Source organism: Chitinophaga pollutisoli, assembly GCF_038396755.1.
In the GTDB taxonomy this organism is placed as follows: Bacteria; Bacteroidota; Bacteroidia; order Chitinophagales; family Chitinophagaceae; genus Chitinophaga; species Chitinophaga pollutisoli.
The window spans coordinates 2,730,343-2,751,986 of record NZ_CP149822.1 but is presented as its reverse complement, the minus strand read 5'-3'; the positions used below and the strand labels follow the sequence as shown (position 1 = coordinate 2,751,986).

15 protein-coding genes and 1 tRNA gene are annotated in these 21,644 nt (G+C 54.2%); 7 read left to right on the top strand and 9 right to left on the bottom strand.

The features are described 5' to 3' along the window. Nucleotides 1-77: 77 nt before the first annotated feature. Both WJU16_RS11220 and WJU16_RS11215 read right to left on the bottom strand, forming a co-directional pair. Nucleotides 78-1,580, bottom strand: a complete 1,503-nt coding sequence (locus tag WJU16_RS11220; protein WP_341838402.1) for a Na+/H+ antiporter — start codon at nt 1,578-1,580, stop codon at nt 78-80. A gap of 6 nt (nt 1,581-1,586) precedes the next feature. After that, nucleotides 1,587-2,147: a flavin reductase family protein gene (locus WJU16_RS11215; RefSeq protein WP_341838401.1), complete on the bottom strand. Its 561-nt coding sequence runs from the start codon at nt 2,145-2,147 to the stop codon at nt 1,587-1,589. Nucleotides 2,148-2,874: 727 nt separating this feature from the next. On the opposite strand from WJU16_RS11215, the gene WJU16_RS11210 reads away from it, so the two are divergent. Together WJU16_RS11210 and WJU16_RS11205 are read left to right on the top strand one after the other, a co-directional pair. Then, entirely contained in the window at nt 2,875-6,126 is a 3,252-nt protein-coding gene (locus tag WJU16_RS11210; RefSeq protein ID WP_341838400.1) for a TonB-dependent receptor, read from the top strand. Between the two features lie 18 nt (nt 6,127-6,144). Beyond that, the gene (locus tag WJU16_RS11205; RefSeq protein WP_341838399.1) at nt 6,145-7,893 is read left to right on the top strand and encodes a RagB/SusD family nutrient uptake outer membrane protein; all 1,749 of its coding nucleotides are present in this window, start codon (nt 6,145-6,147) and stop codon (nt 7,891-7,893) included. Between the two features lie 306 nt (nt 7,894-8,199). Here WJU16_RS11205 and WJU16_RS11200 read toward each other — a convergent pair. Then, a tRNA-Arg gene (locus WJU16_RS11200) sits at nt 8,200-8,274 on the bottom strand. Between the two features lie 54 nt (nt 8,275-8,328). Beyond that, nucleotides 8,329-8,901 carry a MarC family protein gene (locus tag WJU16_RS11195; RefSeq protein ID WP_341838398.1) on the bottom strand — a complete coding sequence of 191 codons (573 nt, stop codon included), beginning with the start codon at nt 8,899-8,901 and terminating at the stop codon, nt 8,329-8,331. A 117-nt stretch (nt 8,902-9,018) separates the two neighbouring features. Here WJU16_RS11195 and WJU16_RS11190 point away from each other — a divergent pair, with 117 nt between their 5' ends. The 3 genes from WJU16_RS11190 to phnY all read left to right on the top strand — a co-directional run bounded on the left by WJU16_RS11190 (nt 9,019) and on the right by phnY (nt 12,398). Further along, nucleotides 9,019-9,603, top strand: a complete 585-nt coding sequence (locus WJU16_RS11190; RefSeq protein ID WP_341838397.1) for an XRE family transcriptional regulator — start codon at nt 9,019-9,021, stop codon at nt 9,601-9,603. 101 nt (nt 9,604-9,704) lie between these two features. After that, nucleotides 9,705-10,949, top strand: coding sequence for a phosphonoacetate hydrolase (phnA, locus tag WJU16_RS11185; RefSeq protein ID WP_341838396.1), 1,245 nt, complete (start codon nt 9,705-9,707; stop codon nt 10,947-10,949). Nucleotides 10,950-10,955: 6 nt separating this feature from the next. Then, entirely contained in the window at nt 10,956-12,398 is a 1,443-nt protein-coding gene (gene phnY, locus WJU16_RS11180) for a phosphonoacetaldehyde dehydrogenase (RefSeq protein WP_341838395.1), read from the top strand. A 127-nt stretch (nt 12,399-12,525) separates the two neighbouring features. Here phnY and WJU16_RS11175 read toward each other — a convergent pair whose 3' ends face one another. Together WJU16_RS11175 and WJU16_RS11170 are read right to left on the bottom strand one after the other, a co-directional pair. Further along, nucleotides 12,526-13,629, bottom strand: a complete 1,104-nt coding sequence (locus WJU16_RS11175; RefSeq protein WP_341838394.1) for a 2-aminoethylphosphonate--pyruvate transaminase — start codon at nt 13,627-13,629, stop codon at nt 12,526-12,528. Next, a complete protein-coding gene (locus WJU16_RS11170) occupies nt 13,626-14,954 on the bottom strand; it encodes a DUF5690 family protein (protein WP_341838393.1) in 1,329 nt (442 codons plus the stop codon). Before WJU16_RS11170 ends, WJU16_RS11175 begins: the two co-directional genes overlap by 4 nt. A 301-nt stretch (nt 14,955-15,255) precedes the next feature. On the opposite strand from WJU16_RS11170, the gene WJU16_RS11165 reads away from it, so the two are divergent. Both WJU16_RS11165 and WJU16_RS11160 read left to right on the top strand, forming a co-directional pair. Continuing rightward, nucleotides 15,256-18,384: a SusC/RagA family TonB-linked outer membrane protein gene (locus WJU16_RS11165; protein WP_341838392.1), complete on the top strand. Its 3,129-nt coding sequence runs from the start codon at nt 15,256-15,258 to the stop codon at nt 18,382-18,384. A 20-nt stretch (nt 18,385-18,404) separates the two neighbouring features. Continuing rightward, nucleotides 18,405-19,913 (top strand): SusD/RagB family nutrient-binding outer membrane lipoprotein, encoded by a 1,509-nt coding sequence (locus tag WJU16_RS11160; protein WP_341838391.1) that lies wholly within the window; start codon nt 18,405-18,407, stop codon nt 19,911-19,913. A gap of 132 nt (nt 19,914-20,045) precedes the next feature. Here the strand turns inward: WJU16_RS11160 and WJU16_RS11155 are convergent, their stop codons facing one another. From WJU16_RS11155 to WJU16_RS11145, 3 genes are read right to left on the bottom strand one after another with little or no spacing between them, the layout of a single operon-like run. Next, nucleotides 20,046-20,468 (bottom strand): ABC transporter substrate-binding protein, encoded by a 423-nt coding sequence (locus tag WJU16_RS11155; protein ID WP_404980342.1) that lies wholly within the window; start codon nt 20,466-20,468, stop codon nt 20,046-20,048. After that, nucleotides 20,468-20,980: a hypothetical protein gene (locus tag WJU16_RS11150; protein ID WP_341838389.1), complete on the bottom strand. Its 513-nt coding sequence runs from the start codon at nt 20,978-20,980 to the stop codon at nt 20,468-20,470. The genes WJU16_RS11155 and WJU16_RS11150 overlap by 1 nt, the downstream gene beginning before the upstream one ends. Nucleotides 20,981-21,040: 60 nt before the next feature. Continuing rightward, nucleotides 21,041-21,637 carry a DUF6580 family putative transport protein gene (locus tag WJU16_RS11145; RefSeq protein ID WP_341838388.1) on the bottom strand — a complete coding sequence of 199 codons (597 nt, stop codon included), beginning with the start codon at nt 21,635-21,637 and terminating at the stop codon, nt 21,041-21,043. Nucleotides 21,638-21,644 lie beyond the last annotated feature (7 nt).

Here is a 21,644-nt window from a genome sequence, read left to right as displayed (position 1 = left end):
CTATTCACCTTCGATCGTCGCCGTTTTCAGCCGCAGCTTTTCCTCCTCCAGGTCCAGCAATCCCTGGTATTTGCGGATCACGCCGTCATCTGTACTGAACGAACCCGCCTCCAGCGCCTGCAGGTGCCGGCGCTGCGCTTCCAGCACGGCCAGCGCCGCCTTCCGGTACAGCACATGGTCCCCTCCTTCCACATCTCCCCCGCTTCCGCCTCGGCCACATAGCGGGATCGCAATTGCTGCAAGGGCGCGTTGGCCGGTAATTCCTGCCCATAATGGTTATCGATATGCCGGATCGCCACCTCCGCCAGTTGCGCCCGAACGGCATGGTCCTGCTGTTCCGGCGGCGCCGGATGATCCGCGTCTTCCATGTCCAGCCGGTTTACCAGCCACGGCAACGTCAGCCCCTGCACCACGAGCGTCAGCAGAATCACGGTGAAAGTGATAAAGAGAATCAGGTTGCGCTGCGGAAAATGCAAAGGGATCGACAAAGCCGCGGCCAGTGACACCACGCCGCGCATCCCCGCCCAGCCGAAAATGAGCGGCCCTTTCCAGCCCGGGCTCGGATCCGCCGTGGTGATAAACCGGCTGATAAAAACCGTAAACACCGACGCGAAGTACGTACACGCCAGCCGCGTCACGATCAGCACCGCCGTGATCAGTACGCCGTACCCGATCGCGCTCATGATCGAAACCGCTCCCAGCTCCCTGACGATCACCGGCATCTCGAGCCCTATCAGCAGAAATACCAGCCCGTTCAGTACGAAGGCCAGCGCGCTCCAGACCGTTGATCCCCGCAACCGGCTCGTGGCCGACAGGAACTGGTGGCGGCGGTGAGAGAGGAACAGTCCGCCGCTGACCACCGCGAGCACGCCCGAAAAGTGGAACATCTCCGCCGTCAAGTACATCACATAAGGCGCGGTGAGCGTGAGCACGATGTCCATATTCGCTGAAGTAGGCAGTTTTTTATGCAGGAAATAATAAATCACGGCCACGGCCAGACCGATCGTGATCCCCATCACGATCACCACCGCGAAGCTGATGGCGGCTTCCTGGAACACGAAGCGGCCACTGTCGACCGCAATCAGGGCAAACCGGAAAACGATGAGGCTCGACGCGTCGTTCAGCAGGCTTTCGCCTTCGATGATGGCAGACAGCCGCTTGGGGACTTTCACGTATTTCAGCACCGAGGTAGCGCTCACCGCATCCGGCGGCGACACGATGCCGCCCAGCAGGAAACCCAGCGCCATGGTGAATCCGGGGAGGAACGAACTGCTGACCCAGGCAACCACCAGCGAGGTCACGATCACCATGAGGAAGGCGAACGTGCCGATGATGCGGCGCCAGCGCCAGAGGTCTTTCCATGAAGTATACCACGCCGCTTCATACAATAATGGCGGCAGGAAAATAACGAAGATGTAGTCCGGCTCGATGGCGATGGCGGGAACGCCCGGCACGGTGCAAAGCGCCAGGCCGCCCAGCAGCAGCACGATGGGATAGGCTACGCGGATCTTTTGAGAAAGCATGACGAGCCCCTGGATGAAGATGACCAGCAGGATAAAGAGAAAAAACTGATGCTCCATAGACGATTAAAGATTTTCGGGCCTGAACTTTTCAGGCATGGCGATGTTGCGGCCCGATTCCATGAACACGCCGTTGCCGCGATAATGCACGGTGCGGGGGAACCTGGGCCAAACGGCCGCCTGTGCGCTCAGGACTTCCAAAATAAAGAAATTATATTTCGCCAGCATTTTCCTGTCGGCAACCCGGCACTCGAAATGTGCGTAACATTCTTCGATGCGGGGCGCGGAAATGGTATTTGATTCGCCGGGGGTGAGGTTGAATTTTTTGAATTTGTTGATGCGCCGACCGGAAGTGTTGCCGATGCCTATAATGGTATCGATCATGTCGGCGGTGGGAATGTTGATGACGCATTCCCCGCTTTTGTCGATCATGGTGAAGCTGTGGTTATCGGCGGTGATCATGCAACCGATGAGGGAGGGGGAGAATTCCAGGACGCAGTGCCATCCCATCGTCATGATGTTGTTCCGGTTTTGCCAGCGGGAGCTTACCAGCACGATGGGGCCGGGTTCCAGCAGGCGGCGGATGTCTGCTGCAGGCATATCCGCTTTGCGGTAGGTGCGTTTCATGAGAAAGGGTTTTGCTTAGAAAACAATACAGGCATACTCAGGGTTGGATATGGAAACTTTTTTTCCGGCGGGATGGTACTCTTTGCGCGTTGCGCCGTCGTCTTTGGTTGGGGCGGGTTTTTCCTGCATTCCACGTTTGTCACTTAACAGTTTAATCTTTAAAAATCTAACAGAAGAATTTACGTCAGTGCTTGGATTTGATTAAAAGATCATGTACTTTTAACATATACCAATATCATTTAAACGAGAAATATTCCACCGTTACTGGAAACGCATGTAAAGACATGCATTAACCCTCCGCCATTCTATCATCCCAGCAACGTGCCGGAATCAGAACAATTGTCAGGTTAGAAAATGTCCATCACTAAAAATCAGGTTATGGGAACCGGCTCAACAAGTTAGAAAACCAAAATTCGAATCGATATTATTGAACCACGTTCGTTCAATCCAAATTTTAATTGTCCATTCTAAAAACCGACGACAGGCTCGTATCTGCAGACGTATGCCTGTTTGAACCGGATGTAGACGGTTATGCCGTGTACGCGGCATTTTATTCACCTTTAAAATCCCATGTTATGACAAATAAATAGGTTTACCAAAACAAACCGGCAATATGGGAGTATTGCCGGCAGGCTAAGCTGGGAGAAGCTTTGCCGAGATACAGTTCAAAAATCTTCGCTGAACTATAACGCATCAAAAATATGAAAAAAAGAGGAATATTGCTTTTTTGACAAAAGCGATTAGCGGAACCTTTTTCCTAATTTCCACCCTTTCCGGTCCCATTTATGTTCATGCAACGGTAGCCTCCGGCCTGTATTTTCAACAGGTGCAAACGGTGAAAGGCAAAGTTATCAGTGAACAAGACCAGCAGCCTGTTCCCGGTGCTGCAGTTCAGATCAAAGGCACGACAAAAGGTACCGTTACAAACGAAAACGGTGAGTTTTCGCTGCAGGCCAATGCAGGCGATGTTATTGTGATATCCAGCATCGGTTTCACCGCCCAGGAAATCACTGTGGAAGCGGGCAAAACATATAACATTTCGCTGGCCTTTTCCAACACTTCGCTCGACGAAGTAGTGGTAACGGGTTACGGCACGCAACGGGTAAAAGACCTCACCGGGGCCGTGGCCGTGGTGAACGTTAACCAGATGAAGCAACAGCCCGTGGCCAGCCCGGTGGAGTCGCTCCAGGGTAAAGCCACCGGTGTGCAGATCATCAGCGATGGCGCCCCCGGCGCTACGCCCCAGATCCGCATTCGCGGTTTCTCCACCATCAACAACAACGATCCGCTCTTCGTTATCGACGGTGTGCCTTACGAAGGCAAGCTATCCTGGCTCGACCAGAACGATATCGAAACCATGCAGGTGCTGAAGGATGCGTCGTCTGCATCCATCTACGGTGCGCGCGCCAACAACGGCGTTGTGATCATCACGACCCGCCAGGGCGTGAAAGGGCCGCCGAGGATCAACCTGAGCTCTTATTTTGGTACGCAGGTTCCCAACAAGAACCAGTTCCCCAAAATGATGAACCCTCAACAATACGCCGAGTACGTGTATGAGGCATTCAGGAACTCGGGGCAGAACCCCGGCGAGGAGGGCACCACCGGCACCAACTATGGCACCGGCGCCACGCCCACCCTGCCGGAATACCTGGTAGCCGGTAAAGTAACGGGCCAGAAAGTAACTGCCGCCGACGCTGATCCTTCCAAATACAACTACAGCAGGTCGCTATCTAACTTCTACCAGATCACGAAAGCCAACCAGCAAGGTACCAACTGGTTTGACGAGATTACCGACAATGCCCCCATCCGCAACGTGCAGCTGGGTGTCAACGGCGGCGGCGAAAACGCCACCTACGCCATTGGAGCAGGTTACCTCGGCCAGGAAGGGACCATCAAACATACCGGCTATAAGCGGTATAACGCCCGCGCCAACACGCGGTTCAACGCCTTCAATAACCGTTTCCGCTTCGGCGAAAACATGCAGTACAGCTACGAGGAGTTTGTGGGCGTCGGCGTAAACCCCAACGTTTCCGGCGACTACCAGGGCGAAGGCAGCGCTTTGGGCTTCGCTTACCGTATCCCCGTAATTATTCCCGTGTACGACATTATGGGCAACTTCGCAGGTAGCCGCGGCGACAAGCTCGGCAACGCGCAGAATCCCCTCGCCATGCTCTATCGCGCAAAAGACAACATCCAGAAACGCAACTTCTTCTTCGGAAACGTTTTCGGAGAAGTGGACATCATCAAAGGTCTGGTCGCCAAAACTTCATTCGGTATCCGTTACGAAAACTATAGCGGCGTTTCCTACAACTATCCTAACCTCGAATTCGCCGAAGGCAGCGAGGCGAACGGTATGTCGGAAAACCAGGGCTTCAATACCGAATGGACCTGGACCAACACCCTCACCTACAAATGGGAAGTAGCAAATGTGCACGCCCTGACAGTGATGGGTGGTACAGAGGCGTTCCAGTCGCGCAACAGGTTCCTGTCTGCCGGCCGTAACGATTACTTCCTGCTGGGCCTGCCGGATTACTACTATCTGCCCGCGGGTTCTTCCAACATCAATAACAATTCCAGCGGCGGCGTAGGTTCGCTGTTTTCCATCTTCGGCCGCGCCGATTATGCATACCGCGACCGCTACCTGGTGAGCCTCACGGTGCGCCGCGACGGTTCCTCCAACTTCAGCAAGAACAACCGCTACGGTACCTTCCCAGCGGGTAGCGTTGCCTGGCGTTTGTCTGAAGAGGACTTCATGAAAGGGAGCAAAGTGTTCACTGACCTGAAGCTGCGTGCAGGTTATGGTGTGACCGGTAACCAGCGCATACCGGGTTTCCAGTACATCGACCGCTACGAAAGCCTTATCGCCAATGCTTTCTATCCTTACAACGGGAAAAATGTGACATCCGGGGTTTGGCAAAAAGCGTATAAAAACACCGAGATCAAATGGGAGGAGTTGAAATCGTTCAACATTGGTCTCGACTTCACCCTGCTGGATGGCGAGTTCGACGGTGCCATCGACTGGTATAGCCGTAAAACCACAGACATGTTGTATCCTGTTCCGCTGCCCGCCGCAGCCATCGGTCAAGGTGCGGCTCCGTTCGTGAACATTGGCGACATGAAGAACTCCGGTATCGAAGTAGGGGTGGGTTACCACTATGGCCAGCGTGAAAACAAACCTTTTAAGCTGGATGTAAACGTAAACGTTTCCCGCAACGTGAACCAGGTAGTTTCATTGGCGCCTTCCGTGAAAGAGCAAATTTATGGGAATTTCCGAAGCTTGCAGACGACGCTCCTCCGGCCGGGTGAGCCCTTCGGTTCTTTCTTCGGCTACAAATGGGATGGTGTTTATTCCAGTGCGGAAGACCTCGCCAAGAGCCCGAAATATGACGGCGCCCGCGTTGGCGGTCCGAAATACTTGGACGTAACCGGCGATGGCCAGATCACTCCCGACGACCGTACTGTTATCGGCAATCCGCACCCCGACTTCCTGTACAGCTTCGGCATCAACGCCAAGTACAAGAACTGGGACCTGTCGATGTTCTTCAACGGTTCGCAGGGCAATGACCTGTTTGAAGCCACCCGTTACTTTACGGATTTCAGCTCATTTGACGGTACCGCCAGCGTGCGGATGCTGGATCGCTGGTCGCCCACCAACACTGGTTCCCGGATCCACACGCCTAATAGGAAAGCCTCTAATAATGAGCTGGCGTCTTCCGGTTATTATGTACAGGACGGTAGTTATTTCCGCATGAAGAATCTCCAAATCGGTTACAACTTCAAAGTAGATAACTGGTTCAAAGGTAACATGCGTACACTCCGTGTATATGGTGGTGCTTCTAATCTGTTTACGCTGACTAAATACACTGGCCTCGATCCTGAAGTAAGCCAGACCAACTCCACCTTCTCGGCTTTGGGGGTTGACTTCGGCGTGTACCCGGTAGCCCGGCAGTTTATCATTGGTTTCAGTGCAGGTTTCTAATCTAAAAGAATTTTGAACATGAAAAGGATTCACAGCATCATATTAGTGGCATGCGCTACCGTATTGGGCTCCTGCGGCGCGGACTTTCTGGAGAAGAACCCGCAGGGCGAATTGACCCAGGACCAGATCACCTCCGCCAGGGGTGTTGAAGGGATGCTCACGGGCGCATATGGCCTTGTCAACGGAAATGTTAGCGGCACATGGGGCAACTATTCCTCCGCTCCCAGCCAGTGGTTATTTGGGGAGGTGGGCGCCGATAACGCGCACAAAGGTTCTAACGCCGGTGACCAGCCAAACATGAACGAGGTAGAACTACATACCGTGTCGAACGCGAATGATAATACCGACATCATGTGGAACCGGTATTATGAAGGGATCGCACGTTGCAACAATACCCTTAAGCTTCTGAAAGTGGTGCAGGGCGGTTCTGGAGATAAACTCTCCGATACACGCGCGAAAGAAGTGGAAGCGGAAGCCCGTTTCCTCCGCGCGCACTACTACTTTTTCCTCCGCAGGGTTTTCGCGAAAATACCTTACGTTGACGAGTCCATGACCCCTGAATCGGCACTCCTGGTACCCAACGATAAAGAGGTTTGGCCGATGATCCAGGCGGACCTTCAGTTTGCCATCGACAACTTGCCTCCGGCCTGGGTTAACGAATCGGACCTCGGCCGCGCCAGCAAAGTGGCTGCCCAGGCATATATGGGGAAAGTATTGTTGTATCAAAACAAACACGCCGAAGCATTGCCTTTCTTCACGACGGTGATCGCAGCCAGGGGAGCATTAGAGAACATGCCGTTTACGGACAACTTTGATGTGAACAGGGAAAACGGTCCCGAGACCATTTTCGCTGCGCAGCATGCCATCAACCCGGATGGAAGCGGCGATAACGCGAATGTGGGAGATATGCTTGGCGGATTTTATGGTAATGCCCCTGTTTCCTGCTGTGGGTTCTACCAACCCACTTTCGACCTGGTGAACTCTTTCAAGGTAACACCCGCAGGCTTGCCTATGCTCGACGGTTCGTACCGGACCGATCCGTATTTGTCGGATTACGGACTTAACGGAGCCCCAAAAACTAGATACCGCGTTGATACCATGTTGGCATTTGATCCGCGCCTTGACTACACCGTAGGCCGCAGAGGTGTTATGTACCGGGATTGGGACACCATGCCGGGTGACAGCTGGATCCGTGACCCGGCATATGCCGGTCCTTTTGTAGGCGTGAAACACATGGTAGACGCATCTGCCCGCGGAACGCAAACCGTTGCCGGTGCGCCGTACATCACCAGCCTGAACGTAAATATCATCCGTCTGGCCGACGTATACCTGATGGCTGCGGAATGCTATGTTGAAGCCAATGACCTGGACGCTGCTTTGGCGCTTGTGAACCACGTGCGCCGGCGGGCCGCCAAACTGGATGGGCGTGAAATGAGAATCCGGGAGTCCCCGACGGCTGATCCGAAAAATGATATAATCGCGAGGGCCGCTCAGTACAATGTTCAACCTTACGCTTCGTTTGCCAACCAGGATGTTGCGCGAAATGCGGTCCGGTTCGAGCGGCGGCTGGAGTTAGCGCTGGAAGGGCACCGATTCTATGACCTTGTGCGGTGGGGCATAGCCAAGCAAACGATCGAAAGCTACTCCGCTTTCGAAGGCGGTATCCTTTCATCTTTTGCAGGTATCACTTTCGAAGCAAAGGACGCCATTCTGCCGATCCCGCAGCAGCAAATCGACCGCTCCCAGGGAGCGCTCAAACAGAACTAAGCCTATATTTTCCTTTGTCATAACCCGACGGCGCCTGTTGCAGAGCAGGCGCCGTTTTTCTTTTATGTCTGCCACCAGCGAACGGCAGCGATACACGAAAAAGGGACTCCCCGGATGGCAGGGAGTTCCTTTTTTACGCCGTGGGCCAGACGGGAATATGGTGGGGAAAAGATCCTGCGGTCTGACTGGGCAAGACGCCAATTCGACTGCATCCGGAAGATCCCCTAAAATCTGACCACGAAAGTGACCACCGCTTAAAAAGAAAAACCCGCAAACGCTGGTAAAAGCTTGTTTGCGGGTATCTGGTGGTAGCCTCGACAGGAATCGAACCTGTATCTGGAGCTTCGGAAACTCTTATACTATCCATTGTACTACGAGGCCAGTACTTTTGAAGGAATGCAAATGTAATGGAAAAATGAATATTTAGGAAGAATTTTATAAAGTGCCGATGTTGCTCTTGAAAATGCGCACCGCAATAGCCAACAGGATCACGCCGAAGAACTTGCGCAGCACCATCAGCCCGGCTTTCCCTAAAATCCGCTCGATGTAGCTCAGCGACCGCAGCACCACGTAGATGATGATCAGGTTCACCACGATGCCCGCCAGGATGTTGTAATCGCCGAAGTCGGCTTTCAGTGACATGATGGTAGTGAGCGTCCCCGACCCCGCGATCAACGGAAACGCAATGGGGACGAGGCTCCCGGTCTTGGTGTCCTGGTCGCTGCTCTTGAAAAATTCAATCCCCAGGATCATTTCCAGGCCGATAATGAAAATCACGATAGAACCTGCCACCGCAAAGGATTGCAGGTCCACGCTCATCAGGTTCAGGAACGCCTTGCCGCCTAGCAGGAACGCCACCATTAATATGCCCGAAGCCAATGTGGCCTTCACCGCATTGATCTCGCCGATTTTCTCCTTCAACGACAACAAAACCGGGATAGACCCCAGGATGTCGATCACAGCAAAAAGGGTAAAGCTGACGGTAACGATTTGGTCGATACTGAACATATGATGAAATTTTGGCAAAAGTAAGGTTTTCTATCACGGGATATTGCCTTAAAATAGCTAATTTGGCGGGAATAACGCGCTAAATCAGCGAAATTCATCCAGGTAAAAAGTCAGGGTATGCAGGAAGATATCATCATTCAGATCAGCAATAAAATCAAGGAGAAGCGGAAATCAAAAGGCATCACGGTGCAGGAACTGGCCGACAAGGCCGACGTGAGCAAGGGCCTCATCTCCCAGATCGAAAACAACCGTACGGTACCTTCCCTGCTCGTGCTTGTCAACATCATCCGCGCCCTCAACCTGGATATGAACGAGTTCTTCAACGATATCAACCAGAACAAACAAGCCGCCAAAGTGCTTATAATTAAGAAAGATCAATACCAGGGTTTCGAAAAGGAGAACGCCAAGGGATTTTTCTATAAGAGAGTCCTTACCCGCAACATCAAAGGCGGCCCCACCGATATCGTCCTGCTTGAACTGAAACCCGGCGCCCGGCGCAACCAAATCGTCAAAACCGATGCGTATGAATATAAATACGTGATCCAGGGAACAGTGGAATACCTCATCAATAACGAAAAATACATCCTCGAATCCGGCGATTCCATCTTTTTCGATGGCCGCCTCGGCCACAAACCCTCCAATATCGGCGACGATACCGCCCTGCTCCTCGTAGTCTACTTCTTCCAGGAAAACGAAAAATAATCCCCCGTTGACTTTAAAATTTTCTTTAAAAATTAACAAATGACTTTGTGAAAAATGTTTACTTTTACTACTCAAAAGTTAGCATTTATAAACTCAGTCATATGTCAATCTCTACCCGCTCCTTCACCGTAAACGGCAAAACCTACACACCTCCCGCCCAGCCGGTTGTTGTTATCTGCCTCGACGGCTCGGCCGACGAATACCTGGATATTACCCTTGCGCACGACCGCATGCCGAACCTCAAAAAAATGACTTTGTCTGGTTACCGGGGCATGGTCCGCGGGGCGCTGCCGTCCTTCACCAACGTGAATAACTCCTCCATCGTAACCGGTGTTACGCCGGCCGTGCATGGCATCTGCGGGAACTTCTTTTTCGATACCGACCGACAGGCGGAAGTGATGATGAATTCCGCCGAATACCTCCGGTCGGAAACCATCCTCGCCGCCGCAGCCAACGCAGGCCGCAAAGTGGCCGTAGTGACGGCCAAAGAGAAGCTGCGCGACATCCTCAGCCATAAAATGACCGGCATCGCCTTTTCGGCTGAAAAAGCCAACCAGGCCCAGGAAGCCACCCACGGCATCGGCAATGTCGAAACCGTGCTCGGCCTCCCCACCCCCGCGATCTACAGCGCAGACGCCAGCCTTTTCGTGCTGCGCGCCGGCGTAGCCCTTATCGAAAAGGGAATGGCCGACTTCCTCTACCTTTCGCTCACCGACTATATGCAACATACGTTCGCCCCGGAAGACGGTCCATCGCTGGCCTTCTACGAAGCCATCGACCATGAGCTAGGCAGGCTCCTGGCGGCAGGCGCTGTAATTGGCGCAACAGCCGACCATGGCATGAATGCCAAGCAAAAGGCCGACGGCACGCCCAACGTGCTGTATGTGGAAACGATGCTCACAAAGCAATTCGGCGAAGGCTTCCGTGTAATCTGCCCCATCACCGACCCGTATGTGAAACACCACGGCGCCCTCGGTTCCTACGTGGCCGTCCACCTTCCGGAAAACGTCAGTGAAACGGAAGTGGCGGCGTGGCTCCAGGCGCAACCCGGCATCACGGAAGTGCATAACCGCGAGATGGCCGTTCGCCTGCTGGAACAACCGGCAGACCGTATCGCCGACCTCGTGGTGCTCTCTGCCCGCGACGTAGTGGTGGGCCGTACCCCCGCGCACCACGATCTTTCCGCCCTCGATTCCGGACTTCGCTCGCACGGCGGCCGTTACGAAGAAATGGTGCCGCTGCTCATCTCTCACCCTCTCACCCCCGCCTACCGCAGCAAAGCCGGTGGCGACCCCCGCAATTTCGACGTATTCGATTTTACCGTTAACGGTACAACGCTCAACTGATATTATATGTCAAATACCATCGCCCCAGAGGCTACCCTTTCACTAACCGGATACATCGCCGGGCAGCCCGTTCATGCTGCGCAGGTGCTGGAAGTCCGTAGTCCGTACGACGGCCGGCTGGCCGGCACCGTGGCGCTCGCGTCGCGCCGGGATACTGACGCAGCCATTGCGGCGGGGCTTTCGGCCGGGGTGCGGCAGACCCGTTACGAGCGCTTTGCGGTGCTCGATAAAGCGCGGCAATTGCTGGAAGAAAGGAAAGAGGAATTTGCGCGGCTGATCACTTCCGAGTCTGGGCTTGCCATCCGCGAAGCGCGTTACGAAGTAGGCCGCGCGCGCGACGTGCTGCATTTTGCGGCGCTGGAATCGCTGAAAGACGACGGCCAGATCTTTTCCTGCGACATTTCCCCGCAGGGCAAGGCCCGCAAGATCTTCACCACCCGCGAGCCGCTGACGCTCGCCGTGGCGATAACGCCATTCAACCACCCGCTGAACCAGGTGGCGCACAAGATCGCGCCGGCCATCGCTACCGGAACGCCCGTTATCCTGAAACCTTCGGAAAAAACGCCGCTCACCGCCATCCGGTTGGTAGAGTTGTTGTATGAAGCGGGATTGCCGCCGGCCATGCTGAGCGTACTGCTAGGCCCCACGGCCGAAGTGGCGGAAGTGTTGGTGACGGACCCGCGCGTGGAACTGGTGTCGTTTACAGGCAGCGTGGCGGTGGGTAAACATATTGCAAAACAGGCCGGGTACAAGAAAGTGATCCTTGAGCTGGGTGGCAACGATCCGCTGATCGTGCTGGAAGATGCGGACATGGACCTGGCGGTAACATTGGCGGCCGAAGGGTCGTATCGCAATTCCGGGCAGCGTTGCACGGCGGTGAAGCGCATCCTCGTGCAGGAAAGCATCCATAACCAGTTCGTGGAAAAACTGATCGAGAAAACGAAAGAATACCTGGCCGGAGATCCCCATCTGCCGGAAACCCGCGTAGGCACGGTAATCGACGAGCCAGCGGCAAAATATCTAGAAGACGTCGTGGCGAAAGCCGTAGCCCAGGGCGCGAAAGTGCGCATCGGCGGCCGCCGCAATGGTGCTTTGCTGGAGCCGACCGTTATCACCGACGTTCCCCGCAACGCGCAAATGGTGGTGCAGGAATCCTTCGGCCCCCTGGCGCCCGTGATAAAGGTCAGGGACCTGGAAGACGCGGTGCAACTGGCGAACAGCACGGCCTACGGTCTTTCCTCCGGTATCGTTACAAAAGACATGGAGAAGGCACTCTACGCAGTGAAAAACCTGCGGATGGGAACGGTCAACATCAACGAAGTGCCGGGTTACCGGATCGAAAGCTCGCCCTTCGGCGGCATCAAAGATTCAGGGTTGGGCATCAAAGAAGGTGTGATCGAAGCCATGAAGTGCTTCACCTATGTGAAAACATTTTCCCTGCCCTGGTAGGGGCGCTCTTTAGACGTTTGTATGCAGCGGCCGCGGATTTCCGTGGCCGCTTTTTTTAAAGGAAACGGCGCAAAGAAAGCGCACCGTTTTACGGGTGCGCCGGTGTAGTTGTGTTATTGGAAAGGCATCAGGCGTGAGCAGTTTGCTTTTGCATGATCTCGCTGATCGCTTGCACGAGCGCCGCCACGTCGGCGGGGAAGATCTGACCGATGTTGCCGATACGGAAAGCGTTGGTTTTGCTCAGTTTGCCGGGATAGATCACGAAGTTGCGGTCGCTGAGTTGCTGGTAGAATTGTTCGAAATGGAAGGAGGGATCGTTGGGGTAGAGGAACGACGTAATGATGTGCCCCTGTATCTCTGGCCGCAGGTATTGTTTGAATCCGAGGGCTTCCATGCCCTTGTCCAGCGTTGCTTTGTTTTTGCGGTAGCGAGCCTCGCGGGCGGGGATGCCACCTTCTTCCCGGAGCTCCTGCAGCGCCTGGCGAAACGCCATGATGCTGAGCGTGGGCGGTGTGAAACGAAATTGCCCGTTGGCTTCGAGGCCCTGCCATTGCTCGTACAAATCGAGGCTGAGGCTGCGCGCCTGACCTTTTGTTGTCAGCAACGCCTGCTTCTCCGCGATAATGAACGCGAATCCGGGAATGCCTTCAATGCACTTGTTGGAAGAAGAAACGAGATATTGGATATGCGCCTTGCGGATGTCGAGCGCAACGCCGCCGAAGCTGCTCATGGCATCCACGATGAATGTTTTGCCAAGCTCCGCGCAGATCGCGCCGATGGCTTCGATAGGATTGAAAAGTCCAGTGGTAGTTTCGCTGTGGATGCAGGCTACATGCGTGATGTGGGGCTGTTGCTCCAGTAAATGGCGCACGGCCGCGGGGTCTGTTATTTCATCTTCCTCGAAACGTAATATGGTGTGAGGGAGCTTGTGGATGGAACACATTTTGACGATGCGCTCGCCATACGCTCCGTTGCTTAATACCAAAAGATGGTCATTTTCGCCAATAACACTGCTGATCACGCTTTCTACGCCGAATGTGCCGGAACCCTGCATCAGCACGGTTTCATATCCTTCTTCTTTTGACACTTGCCCCAACGTGAGCAGTTCTTCGCGGATCTGTTTCACCGCATCAACGAAAAGCGCGTCTCGCGAGCCTATATCTTCCATGGCGGCGGCTTTTACGGTTTGCGAAGTAGAGAGCGGTCCGGGCGTGAATAACAGTTTCTTCATAAATGTATTGTAAAGTTGTGCAGTTTGGGCGCCGAAGGCTCAGGTTTTTCCCACAGCTTGCGGATGCCATGTTTGCGGTTGAAGTATACGAAAGCAGTAATGAGCAAGGCAAGACAGGCGAAGCAGAGCAGGTAACTGAATTGCATCAGCACGCGGCTCCAGCGGAGATCTTTCATGAAAAATTCGCGGTATAATAAAAGCCCCACGCTCCCCAGGTATCCGATGGCATCGCAGCCGTACACGAAAAACCCCGCATTGGCTTTCATTTTAAACAAAGCGATCAGCCTTTCGAACAGCGCCACCTGGATAGGAATATAGGCGAGGAAAAGCCCTGTGCCCAGGCTCAGCATCCAGCTGTAAGAACTGATGGCGTGGCGGTGGAAAAGCACCGTGCTGGCACCTGTCATAACGATGCCGACCGCGATCAGCCCCTTCGTAGCCCAAAGCCCGCGGATATTGTTGCGGATGAGCGACAGCGACGAAACGCATGCCACCACGATCACTGTGCTGATAAGCTCCGTTTGCGCGAGGATGCCGCTGTTCCAGTGATTGCCGCCGATCTCGTTCCAGATTTCCACGCTGAAATTGTCGCGGAAATCGCGAAGCGTTGTGAGCAGGCAGTATATCAGCAGGATGCAAAGCAGCCCCGGCCAGAAGTTCCGTATGATGGCGTTTTTGTCCGCCGGCGTCATGGGCGCGCGTTCCGCCCGGAGGAGCTTGTCGGTTTCGCCGGGCGCGGGTATGACGGACAGCATCCAGATAAAAAGGCAGGTCAGCGGCAGGAAGAGGACCCCTATGACGAAGGGCATCCAGAATTCAGAGATTGCCGGGAAAAGGGTGTGGATCTCCAGGTAAATGGTTTTAAGAATACCGGATGCCGCTATGATGGAAATGCTGAGCCCCATCGCCAGGATTTCCGTAAAGCGCCGCCCTTCCAGAAAACTGAATATCACGCCCCAAACCATTCCCAGCGGCAGGCCGTTCAGGAATAGAAAAATGAAATTGTATGGATAGGGAACCAGCGCGAACCCTAGCAATGAAGCTAGCGCAAACAGGATGAGCCCCGCCACCAGCCGGATGCGCTGGCCGGGCCGCAGTTCCGAAATAATCTTGATGCCCGCGAATTTGGAAACCATGTACCCCAGCACCTGTGCGATGATGAGCACGGTTTTGTATCCCAGGCCAAAAAGGCTCAGACCCTCGTAAAGCCCGGTGTTGAAGGGCTTGCGGAAAGCGTACATGCAAAAATAAGTGCCGAAGGAGGCCAGCAGGCACCAGGCAATGAAGAGAAGTCCCGAGGGCTGTTGCAGTCTTTTGGTGATCATAAACGAATGTTTAGTATAGCCAACCTGTCATCTTCTTTGTGTTTAATATTTGTAAATTATAAAAATTCTTTAAATTCGGTAAAGTTTCTGCCAAAGTTTTTTATAATTCTACCAAAATCAAGTATGATAGGCTATTGTATTGCTATTCAACAAAGGTCGCTCCTTTGGAATTTACCCCGGAGTGTAAGATGTTAAGGAATTATTATTTTAATATAACTATACTATTAAATTTAGTAATACTTAACATTTCGTTTATAAGCTCATCTCATTTTTGTCTTGAAAACCGCTTAATCCTTTCCTTATGCAACACGTTTTACAAACTCTCCTCCGGGTGGCGCTACTGGCGCTTGCCCTCGCGCTGCCATGCTCCCGCGCATGGGCGCAACAACAAGTCTCCGGGCTCGTTTCCGCCGAAGACCAGCAACCCGTACCAGGCGTCACCGTTAAAGTCAAAGGCGCCAACACCGGTACCGTCACCAACGGCGAAGGAAAATTCTCCATCCGCTGCGCCCCAGACGCCGTGCTCCAGTTCACATCCCTGGGGTTCGTAACGCAGGAAGTCCCCGTAAATGGACAATCATCCATCAATGTAACCCTTCTTACCGACAAAAAATCGCTTGAGGAGGTCGTGGTAACCGCCCTCGGTATCAAGAAAGAAAAGAAAGCCGTCGGTTTTTCCGTCCAGGAAGTGAAAGGCTCCGACCTGGTGAAAGCCCGTGAGCCCAATGCCATCAATTCTCTGTCAGGAAAAGTGTCGGGCCTCCTCATCGCGTCCAGTTCCAACCTGTTCGGCAACCCCGAAATCCGCCTCCGTGGCGTAAAACCACTTATTGTAGTGGATGGTGTTCCCATCAGCTCCGATTCCTGGAACCTCAGTCCGGACGACATCGAATCGTATTCCGTGCTCAAAGGCCCCACCGCATCGGCGCTGTACGGCTCCCGCGGTGTGAACGGCGCGATCCAGATCACGACGAAGCGCGGCACTGTGGGTACGCGCGTGGAATTCAATACCAGTCACCAGCTCCAGGCTGGTTACAACGCCATCCCCGAAACCCAGAACGATTATGGCCCCGGCGACTACGGCGAATACGCGTTCGGCGACGGCAAGGGCGGTGGCATCAATGACGTGGATTACAACCAATGGGGCCCAAAATTCAATGTCAAAGACCCTTCCACGGCCAGCGGCTGGAAAGAGCTTCCCCAGTTCGACAGTCCCATCGATCCCACTACCGGCGAACCCATCCCCACGCCCTGGCTCCGCCGCGGGCCCAACAACCTGAAAAACTTCCTGCGCAACGGTTTCCTGTCTACCGCCAACGTCGCATTGTCGTCGCGCAATGAAAAAACGGATATCCGCCTTTCCGCTTCGCACACTTACCAACGCGGCATGGTACCCAATACGCAGGTGAATATCACGAACGTAAACGTAGCCGGCGGCGTCAATTTAACCGACAGACTTCGTGTAGACGTTTCCGTCAATTACAACAAACAATACACGCCCAACTTTCCCAACCTGGCCTACGGTCCCAACAGTTTCATTTACTACCTCACGATCTGGGGCGGTGCCGACTTTGATGTGCGTGACCTCCGCAATTACTGGCAGCCGGGCAAGGAAGGCAGCCAGCAGTACAATTTTGAATATTTCCGGTACAATAACCCCTGGTTCATCGCCAACGAGTGGCTGCGCGGATATTACAAAGACGACGTGTATGGCTACGTTTCGGCGAATTACAAAATCGCCAGGAACTTCAATGCCATGTTGCGCACGCACATCAACGCCACCAATCTTTACGAAAACAATAAACTGCCCTATTCCGCCGGCGCCTACGAGGCCAACCTCAAAGGAAAATACCGCGAATGGTGGACGTATAACTTCGAGAACAATACAGACTTCCTGCTGACCTGGGATAAAGATTTCGGGCAGCATTTCGAGCTGTCGGCCCACGCCGGCGCCAACCTCCGTACCCTCAATAACCGAAATATCTACGGCGAAACAGCGGATTTGCTCATCCCGATGTGGTATAACTTCGAGAATACGAGCGAGCAGCGCAAGCCCACCAATTACACCGCCACCAAGCAGGTGGGGAGCGCCTATGCCGCGGTGGACCTGGCTTACAGGAATTACTTGTTCCTCGGCCTCACCGGGCGCATGGACCGTTCTTCCACGCTGCCTATCAGTAACAACACCTATTTCTATCCATCAGTTTCGCTGAGCGGCGTGGTGTCCGACATGGTGAAGCTGCCGAAAGCCATCAGCTTCTGGAAAGTCCGCGGATCCTGGGCGCGCGTGGGCGGCGATCTCGATATCTATTCCAACATCGCCAACTACACCCTCGGAACGCGCTGGAGCAATATGCCTTCCGCGTATTACGCCGACAAAATCTTCAACCAGCAGATCGAGCCGGCTTTCAGCTCGTCGGTGGAAGTGGGTATGGATATGCGTTTCCTGAAAAATCGCGTTGGGTTTGACGTGAGTTTCTACCGCAGCATAGACGGTCCGCAGGTGTTCGATAACCCGGTGTCGGAAGCATCCGGTTATACGGCCAAGAAATTGAACGGCCTGCAATACGAGCGCCGTGGCGTGGAAGTATCGGTGAGCGGAACGCCCGTTGCTTCCGGGAACTTCAAGTGGGATGTGATGGCTAACTGGTCGACATACAAACCTATCCTGAAGGAGATTTACGGCAGTCAGCAGAAGCTGGGGAACATTAAAGTCGGCGAGCGATCCGATGCATATTATACGACCGATTTCTACAGGTCGCCGGACGGGCAGGTGGTATATGGCACCAACGGTCTGCCTGTGCGCGACCCGCTGCCGAAGAAAGTGGGGTATTTCACGCCGGATTGGTTTGGCGGTCTTACCAATACATTCACCTATGGCGACTGGCGTTTCACTTTCCTGCTTGATGGCCGTGTGGGTGGAAAGACGTTGAACTATGTGAACAAGAAGCTCTGGGAAGGCGGACGCCATCCGGATGCAGGGCCTGCCGAGCGGGAGAAGGACGCGCTCCGCGATCCCAATACCGGAAAGCCCATCCCGCACTGGACGGGCCAGGGCGTGGTGGTAACGAAAGGGGAGCTAAAGCGCGACGGCGACGGCAATGTGATCTCCGATACCCGCGAATTTGCGCCCAATACCAATAAAACCACTTTCCAGGACTGGGCTTACAATCTCATGGGAGCGGATATCTCCAACATCATCGATCAAACTTTCGTGAAACTCCGTGATGTATCGCTGACGTACACCCTGCCCGCAAGCAAACTCTCGCGCACACCGTTCAAATCCGCGAACGTGTCGTTGGTGGCGCGTAACCTGCTTTATCTCACGAAACACAAGAGCATTGATCTCGACCAGTTCATCGAAGGCAACTACGGGCTGCAATCACCGTCTGTAAAAAGCTATGGCATTAACCTGAATTTCTCCTTCTGATCCCGTTAAAATCAACGAATATGAAACACATCACTCACCTCCTTATATGTGCGGGACTAGCGCTTGGCGCGACATCCTGCAAGAAGTTCGATGGCCTGCAAGACAATCCGAACAAGCCCACCGTATCGCCTCCGGCGCTTTTGCTCACGGGCGTGCTCATCGATCTGAAAGAAAACCCCTGGGATCAGGCGCAACGCGAAAACCAGTTCTGGGTCTCGAATTTCGACTATTACGCCAGCCAGGGCTACAACTGGAGTTCCACGAGCATGCGCTACAATGTGCTGCGGAATATCCAGAAGATGGAAGAAGAAGCCTCCCGCCTCGGGGGCGACGAAAACAAGCCGTATCTCATCATCGCGCAATTCCTCAAAGCCTGGTGCTACCTGGATATGACGATGAAGTTCGGTGATGTGCCCATGAGTGAAGCCATGCAATCCGCGTCCGAAAACTTCACGCCGAAATATGATCCGCAGAAAGAAGTATTCCGCCAGGTGCTCGCTTTGCTGGAATCGTCGGCCTCAGAAATGAAAGCCTTCCTCAATGCGGCCAAGCGCAACAAGATCAACGGTGACTTCATGTTCGACGGTGATCTGGATAAATGGCACAAGCTGATCAATAGCACCCGCCTTCGTGTGCTCATTAACCTAAGCAAGCATGCTGACGATGCTGATCTGAAGGTCAAAACCCAGTTCGCCGCGATCCTCGCATCTCCTGCCAACTTTCCTGTCATGGCCGGCAACGGGGATAATTACCAGGTGGTGTTCAACGGCAACATCCAGGATAACCGCTACCCGCTGGGGCCTTACAACCGCGGCTTCGACCGTGGCCGGAACAACATGGGCGCCACTTACCTCGACTCGCTCGTAGCGTATAAAGATCCGCGCACTTTTGAAATCGCAGAACCGGTGGATACGGCCAAATCCAGCAACGTCCCCGGTTATGCCGCGCGCTTTTCTTCCTACAAAGGCGGCCGCACGGGCGATGTATTAAGTGACTTGTCGTCGCAAAATGCGAACGGGTATTTGTCTTACGGCAACGAGCGCCGTTACTGGCAAACGGGCAGCGGCGAGCCTTGCATCCAGCTGGGCTATCCTGAAACCTGTTTTACTATTGCCGAGGCGATCCAGCGGGGCTGGGCGCCGGGTAGCGCGGAGGATTGGTACAAGAAGGGGATCATCGCGTCGTTCGCGTTTTACGGGTTAGGCGAAGATGTGTTCAATACATGGTACGCCGCCACGCCGAAGGCGCAGTACAAGGGCAATAATGCGGAAGGTTTAAAACAAATCCTCCTGCAAAAATACCTTGCCTTTTTCATGAACTCCGGCCGCCAGGCGTATTACCAATACCGCCGCACGGGCATTCCTCAATTCGATATCGGGCCGGCCAATGCCAATGACGGCAAAATCCCGAAGCGCTGGCTCTACCCCCAACGCGAATACCAGACCAATAACGACCAGGTGAAAGCCGCGCTGCAACGCCAGTTTGGCGGAACGGACGATATCAACGGCGATATGTGGCTGATTAAATAAGCAGTGATTTTGGATTGTAATATGCGGGATCGCCGAAAGGGTAGTCCCGGTTTTAAAAAGGGCCTCCCGCGCTGAAGTGCTCCCAAAAGTGTCCAACTTTTTGGGAGCAGTACAGAATGGAAGGCCCTTTTTTTATGCGGTTACCACCCCGGTATCGATGGAACGGAATTTATGTTTCAGGTGTTGCGGCGGAGAGAAAATCTGGGGGTGGAAAAGATGGGCGAGCACCTCCACGCCGTCGGTCAGCGTGCTGGCGCTGGGCTGCGTGAAGAGATCGTAATCCGCCAGGTGTACCTCGTTATTGCGGACGGCCTGCAGGTTGTTCCAGCCGGGAACTTTGGTCACGAGGTCCAGCTCGTCGAGCGAGCGGCTGGTGAGGAACCCGCAGGGCGCAATCACGAGCACTTCCGGGTCGTAGCGGAGGATTTTTTCCCAGGTGGTAACGATGGAGTCGCCCGCGGGGTTCGACAGCATATCTACGCCCCCGGCGTATGCCACCTGGTAAGGGATCCAGTGGCCGCAGTTGTATACCGGCGACATCCATTCCATGATCATCACGCGGCGCAGGGGGAGCGGTGTTGGCGGAGGCGGTCCACCACGGCGTCGAGCCTTTGCTGGAGGGCGGTTACGTAGCGGAACGCGGCGGCTTCTTCGCCCAGGGCGCGGCCGATGGTGATGGCGCACTGGAATACGTCGTCGAGGTTATTGGGACTGAGGCTCACCAGTTCAGGTTGCTTCTCCAGTTTGTGCACAGCTTGTTGGGTACAGTGCGTGTCAATCTGGCAAACTTCGCATACGTCCTGTGTGAAGATAACGTCGGGCGCGATGTCGGCCAGGATCGGTTCGTCTACATAATACAGGCTTTTGCCCTGGGCTTTGGATGCGGAAAATATGCGGTCGATTTCCTCGCTGCTGTATTGCTTGCCTTCAAGGACGCAGCGCACAACTTTCCGTTTTTCATCCAGCGCTTGCGGCGGGCATTCGAACGTGATGCCGTCAAGCAGATGCTGGAGGCCCATGTCGTAAATCATTTGCGTGGCGGCGGGGAGGAAGGAGGAAGCGGTCATGGTAAATACGGTTACGGGTGGAAGAAAAAAGGCCGGTTTGCAGCCGGCCTTTTCGAAGATTTATCGGGCGGAAAGCGCCGGGATCCTGTTTTCCAGCCAGCTGAACAGGCCAAAGAAGATGCCGCAATACACGACATTGGAAATCAGGGTGTTTTTGATAAAGGGAAGGCCCAGTGCGTAGCATTTCACCAGTCCGGAGAAGTCGCGGGAAAACGGCAGGCCGGTAGTGATGTCGATGCTGGTCGGGCGCATCCAGGTGCCGAAATCCACGATCAGCCAGTATAACACGGCAGACAGTACGGCACCGCCCAGTACGGGGATCACTTTCACGTCGCGGATGACCAGTTGCCCGATGAGCACCATCGCGGCGAAGCCGATATAATTCCAGTACCAGCCTTCGAACAGGAAGCCGTCCGCATATGCAGCGTACACCGTTTTCATCATGATCACATCACTGAGGAAAAGCGCCAGCAACGGAAACAGATAGCTTTTCCATTTGTCGGCGAACATGGCGCCGCCGAAGAGGGCCATGGCTCCGAGCGGGGAGAAGTTGGAGAACGGCGTGAGGTTGCCCGCGGCAGTTACGCGCAGGATGCCCCCGGCTACGATAAACAGCAGCAATACGATGAAACGCGGCTGGATTTGTTTGATGGACATGCGTCAG

Coding starts and splice junctions, on each gene's coding strand:
- WJU16_RS11150 (WP_341838389.1), bottom strand. CDS start 20,980: ATGACCGCTTCCTCCTTCCTCCCCGCCGCCACGCAAATGATTTACGAC.
- WJU16_RS11215 (WP_341838401.1), bottom strand. CDS start 2,147: ATGAAACGCACCTACCGCAAAGCGGATATGCCTGCAGCAGACATCCGC.
- WJU16_RS11155 (WP_404980342.1), bottom strand. CDS start 20,468: ATGATCATGGAATGGATGTCGCCGGTATACAACTGCGGCCACTGGATC.
- WJU16_RS11175 (WP_341838394.1), bottom strand. CDS start 13,629: ATGAAGAAACTGTTATTCACGCCCGGACCGCTCTCTACTTCGCAAACC.
- WJU16_RS11195 (WP_341838398.1), bottom strand. CDS start 8,901: ATGTTCAGTATCGACCAAATCGTTACCGTCAGCTTTACCCTTTTTGCT.
- WJU16_RS11220 (WP_341838402.1), bottom strand. CDS start 1,580: ATGGAGCATCAGTTTTTTCTCTTTATCCTGCTGGTCATCTTCATCCAG.
- WJU16_RS11190 (WP_341838397.1), top strand. CDS start 9,019: ATGCAGGAAGATATCATCATTCAGATCAGCAATAAAATCAAGGAGAAG.
- WJU16_RS11205 (WP_341838399.1), top strand. CDS start 6,145: ATGAAAAGGATTCACAGCATCATATTAGTGGCATGCGCTACCGTATTG.
- phnY (WP_341838395.1), top strand. CDS start 10,956: ATGTCAAATACCATCGCCCCAGAGGCTACCCTTTCACTAACCGGATAC.
- WJU16_RS11170 (WP_341838393.1), bottom strand. CDS start 14,954: ATGATCACCAAAAGACTGCAACAGCCCTCGGGACTTCTCTTCATTGCC.
- WJU16_RS11165 (WP_341838392.1), top strand. CDS start 15,256: ATGCAACACGTTTTACAAACTCTCCTCCGGGTGGCGCTACTGGCGCTT.
- WJU16_RS11145 (WP_341838388.1), bottom strand. CDS start 21,637: ATGTCCATCAAACAAATCCAGCCGCGTTTCATCGTATTGCTGCTGTTT.
- WJU16_RS11160 (WP_341838391.1), top strand. CDS start 18,405: ATGAAACACATCACTCACCTCCTTATATGTGCGGGACTAGCGCTTGGC.
- phnA (WP_341838396.1), top strand. CDS start 9,705: ATGTCAATCTCTACCCGCTCCTTCACCGTAAACGGCAAAACCTACACA.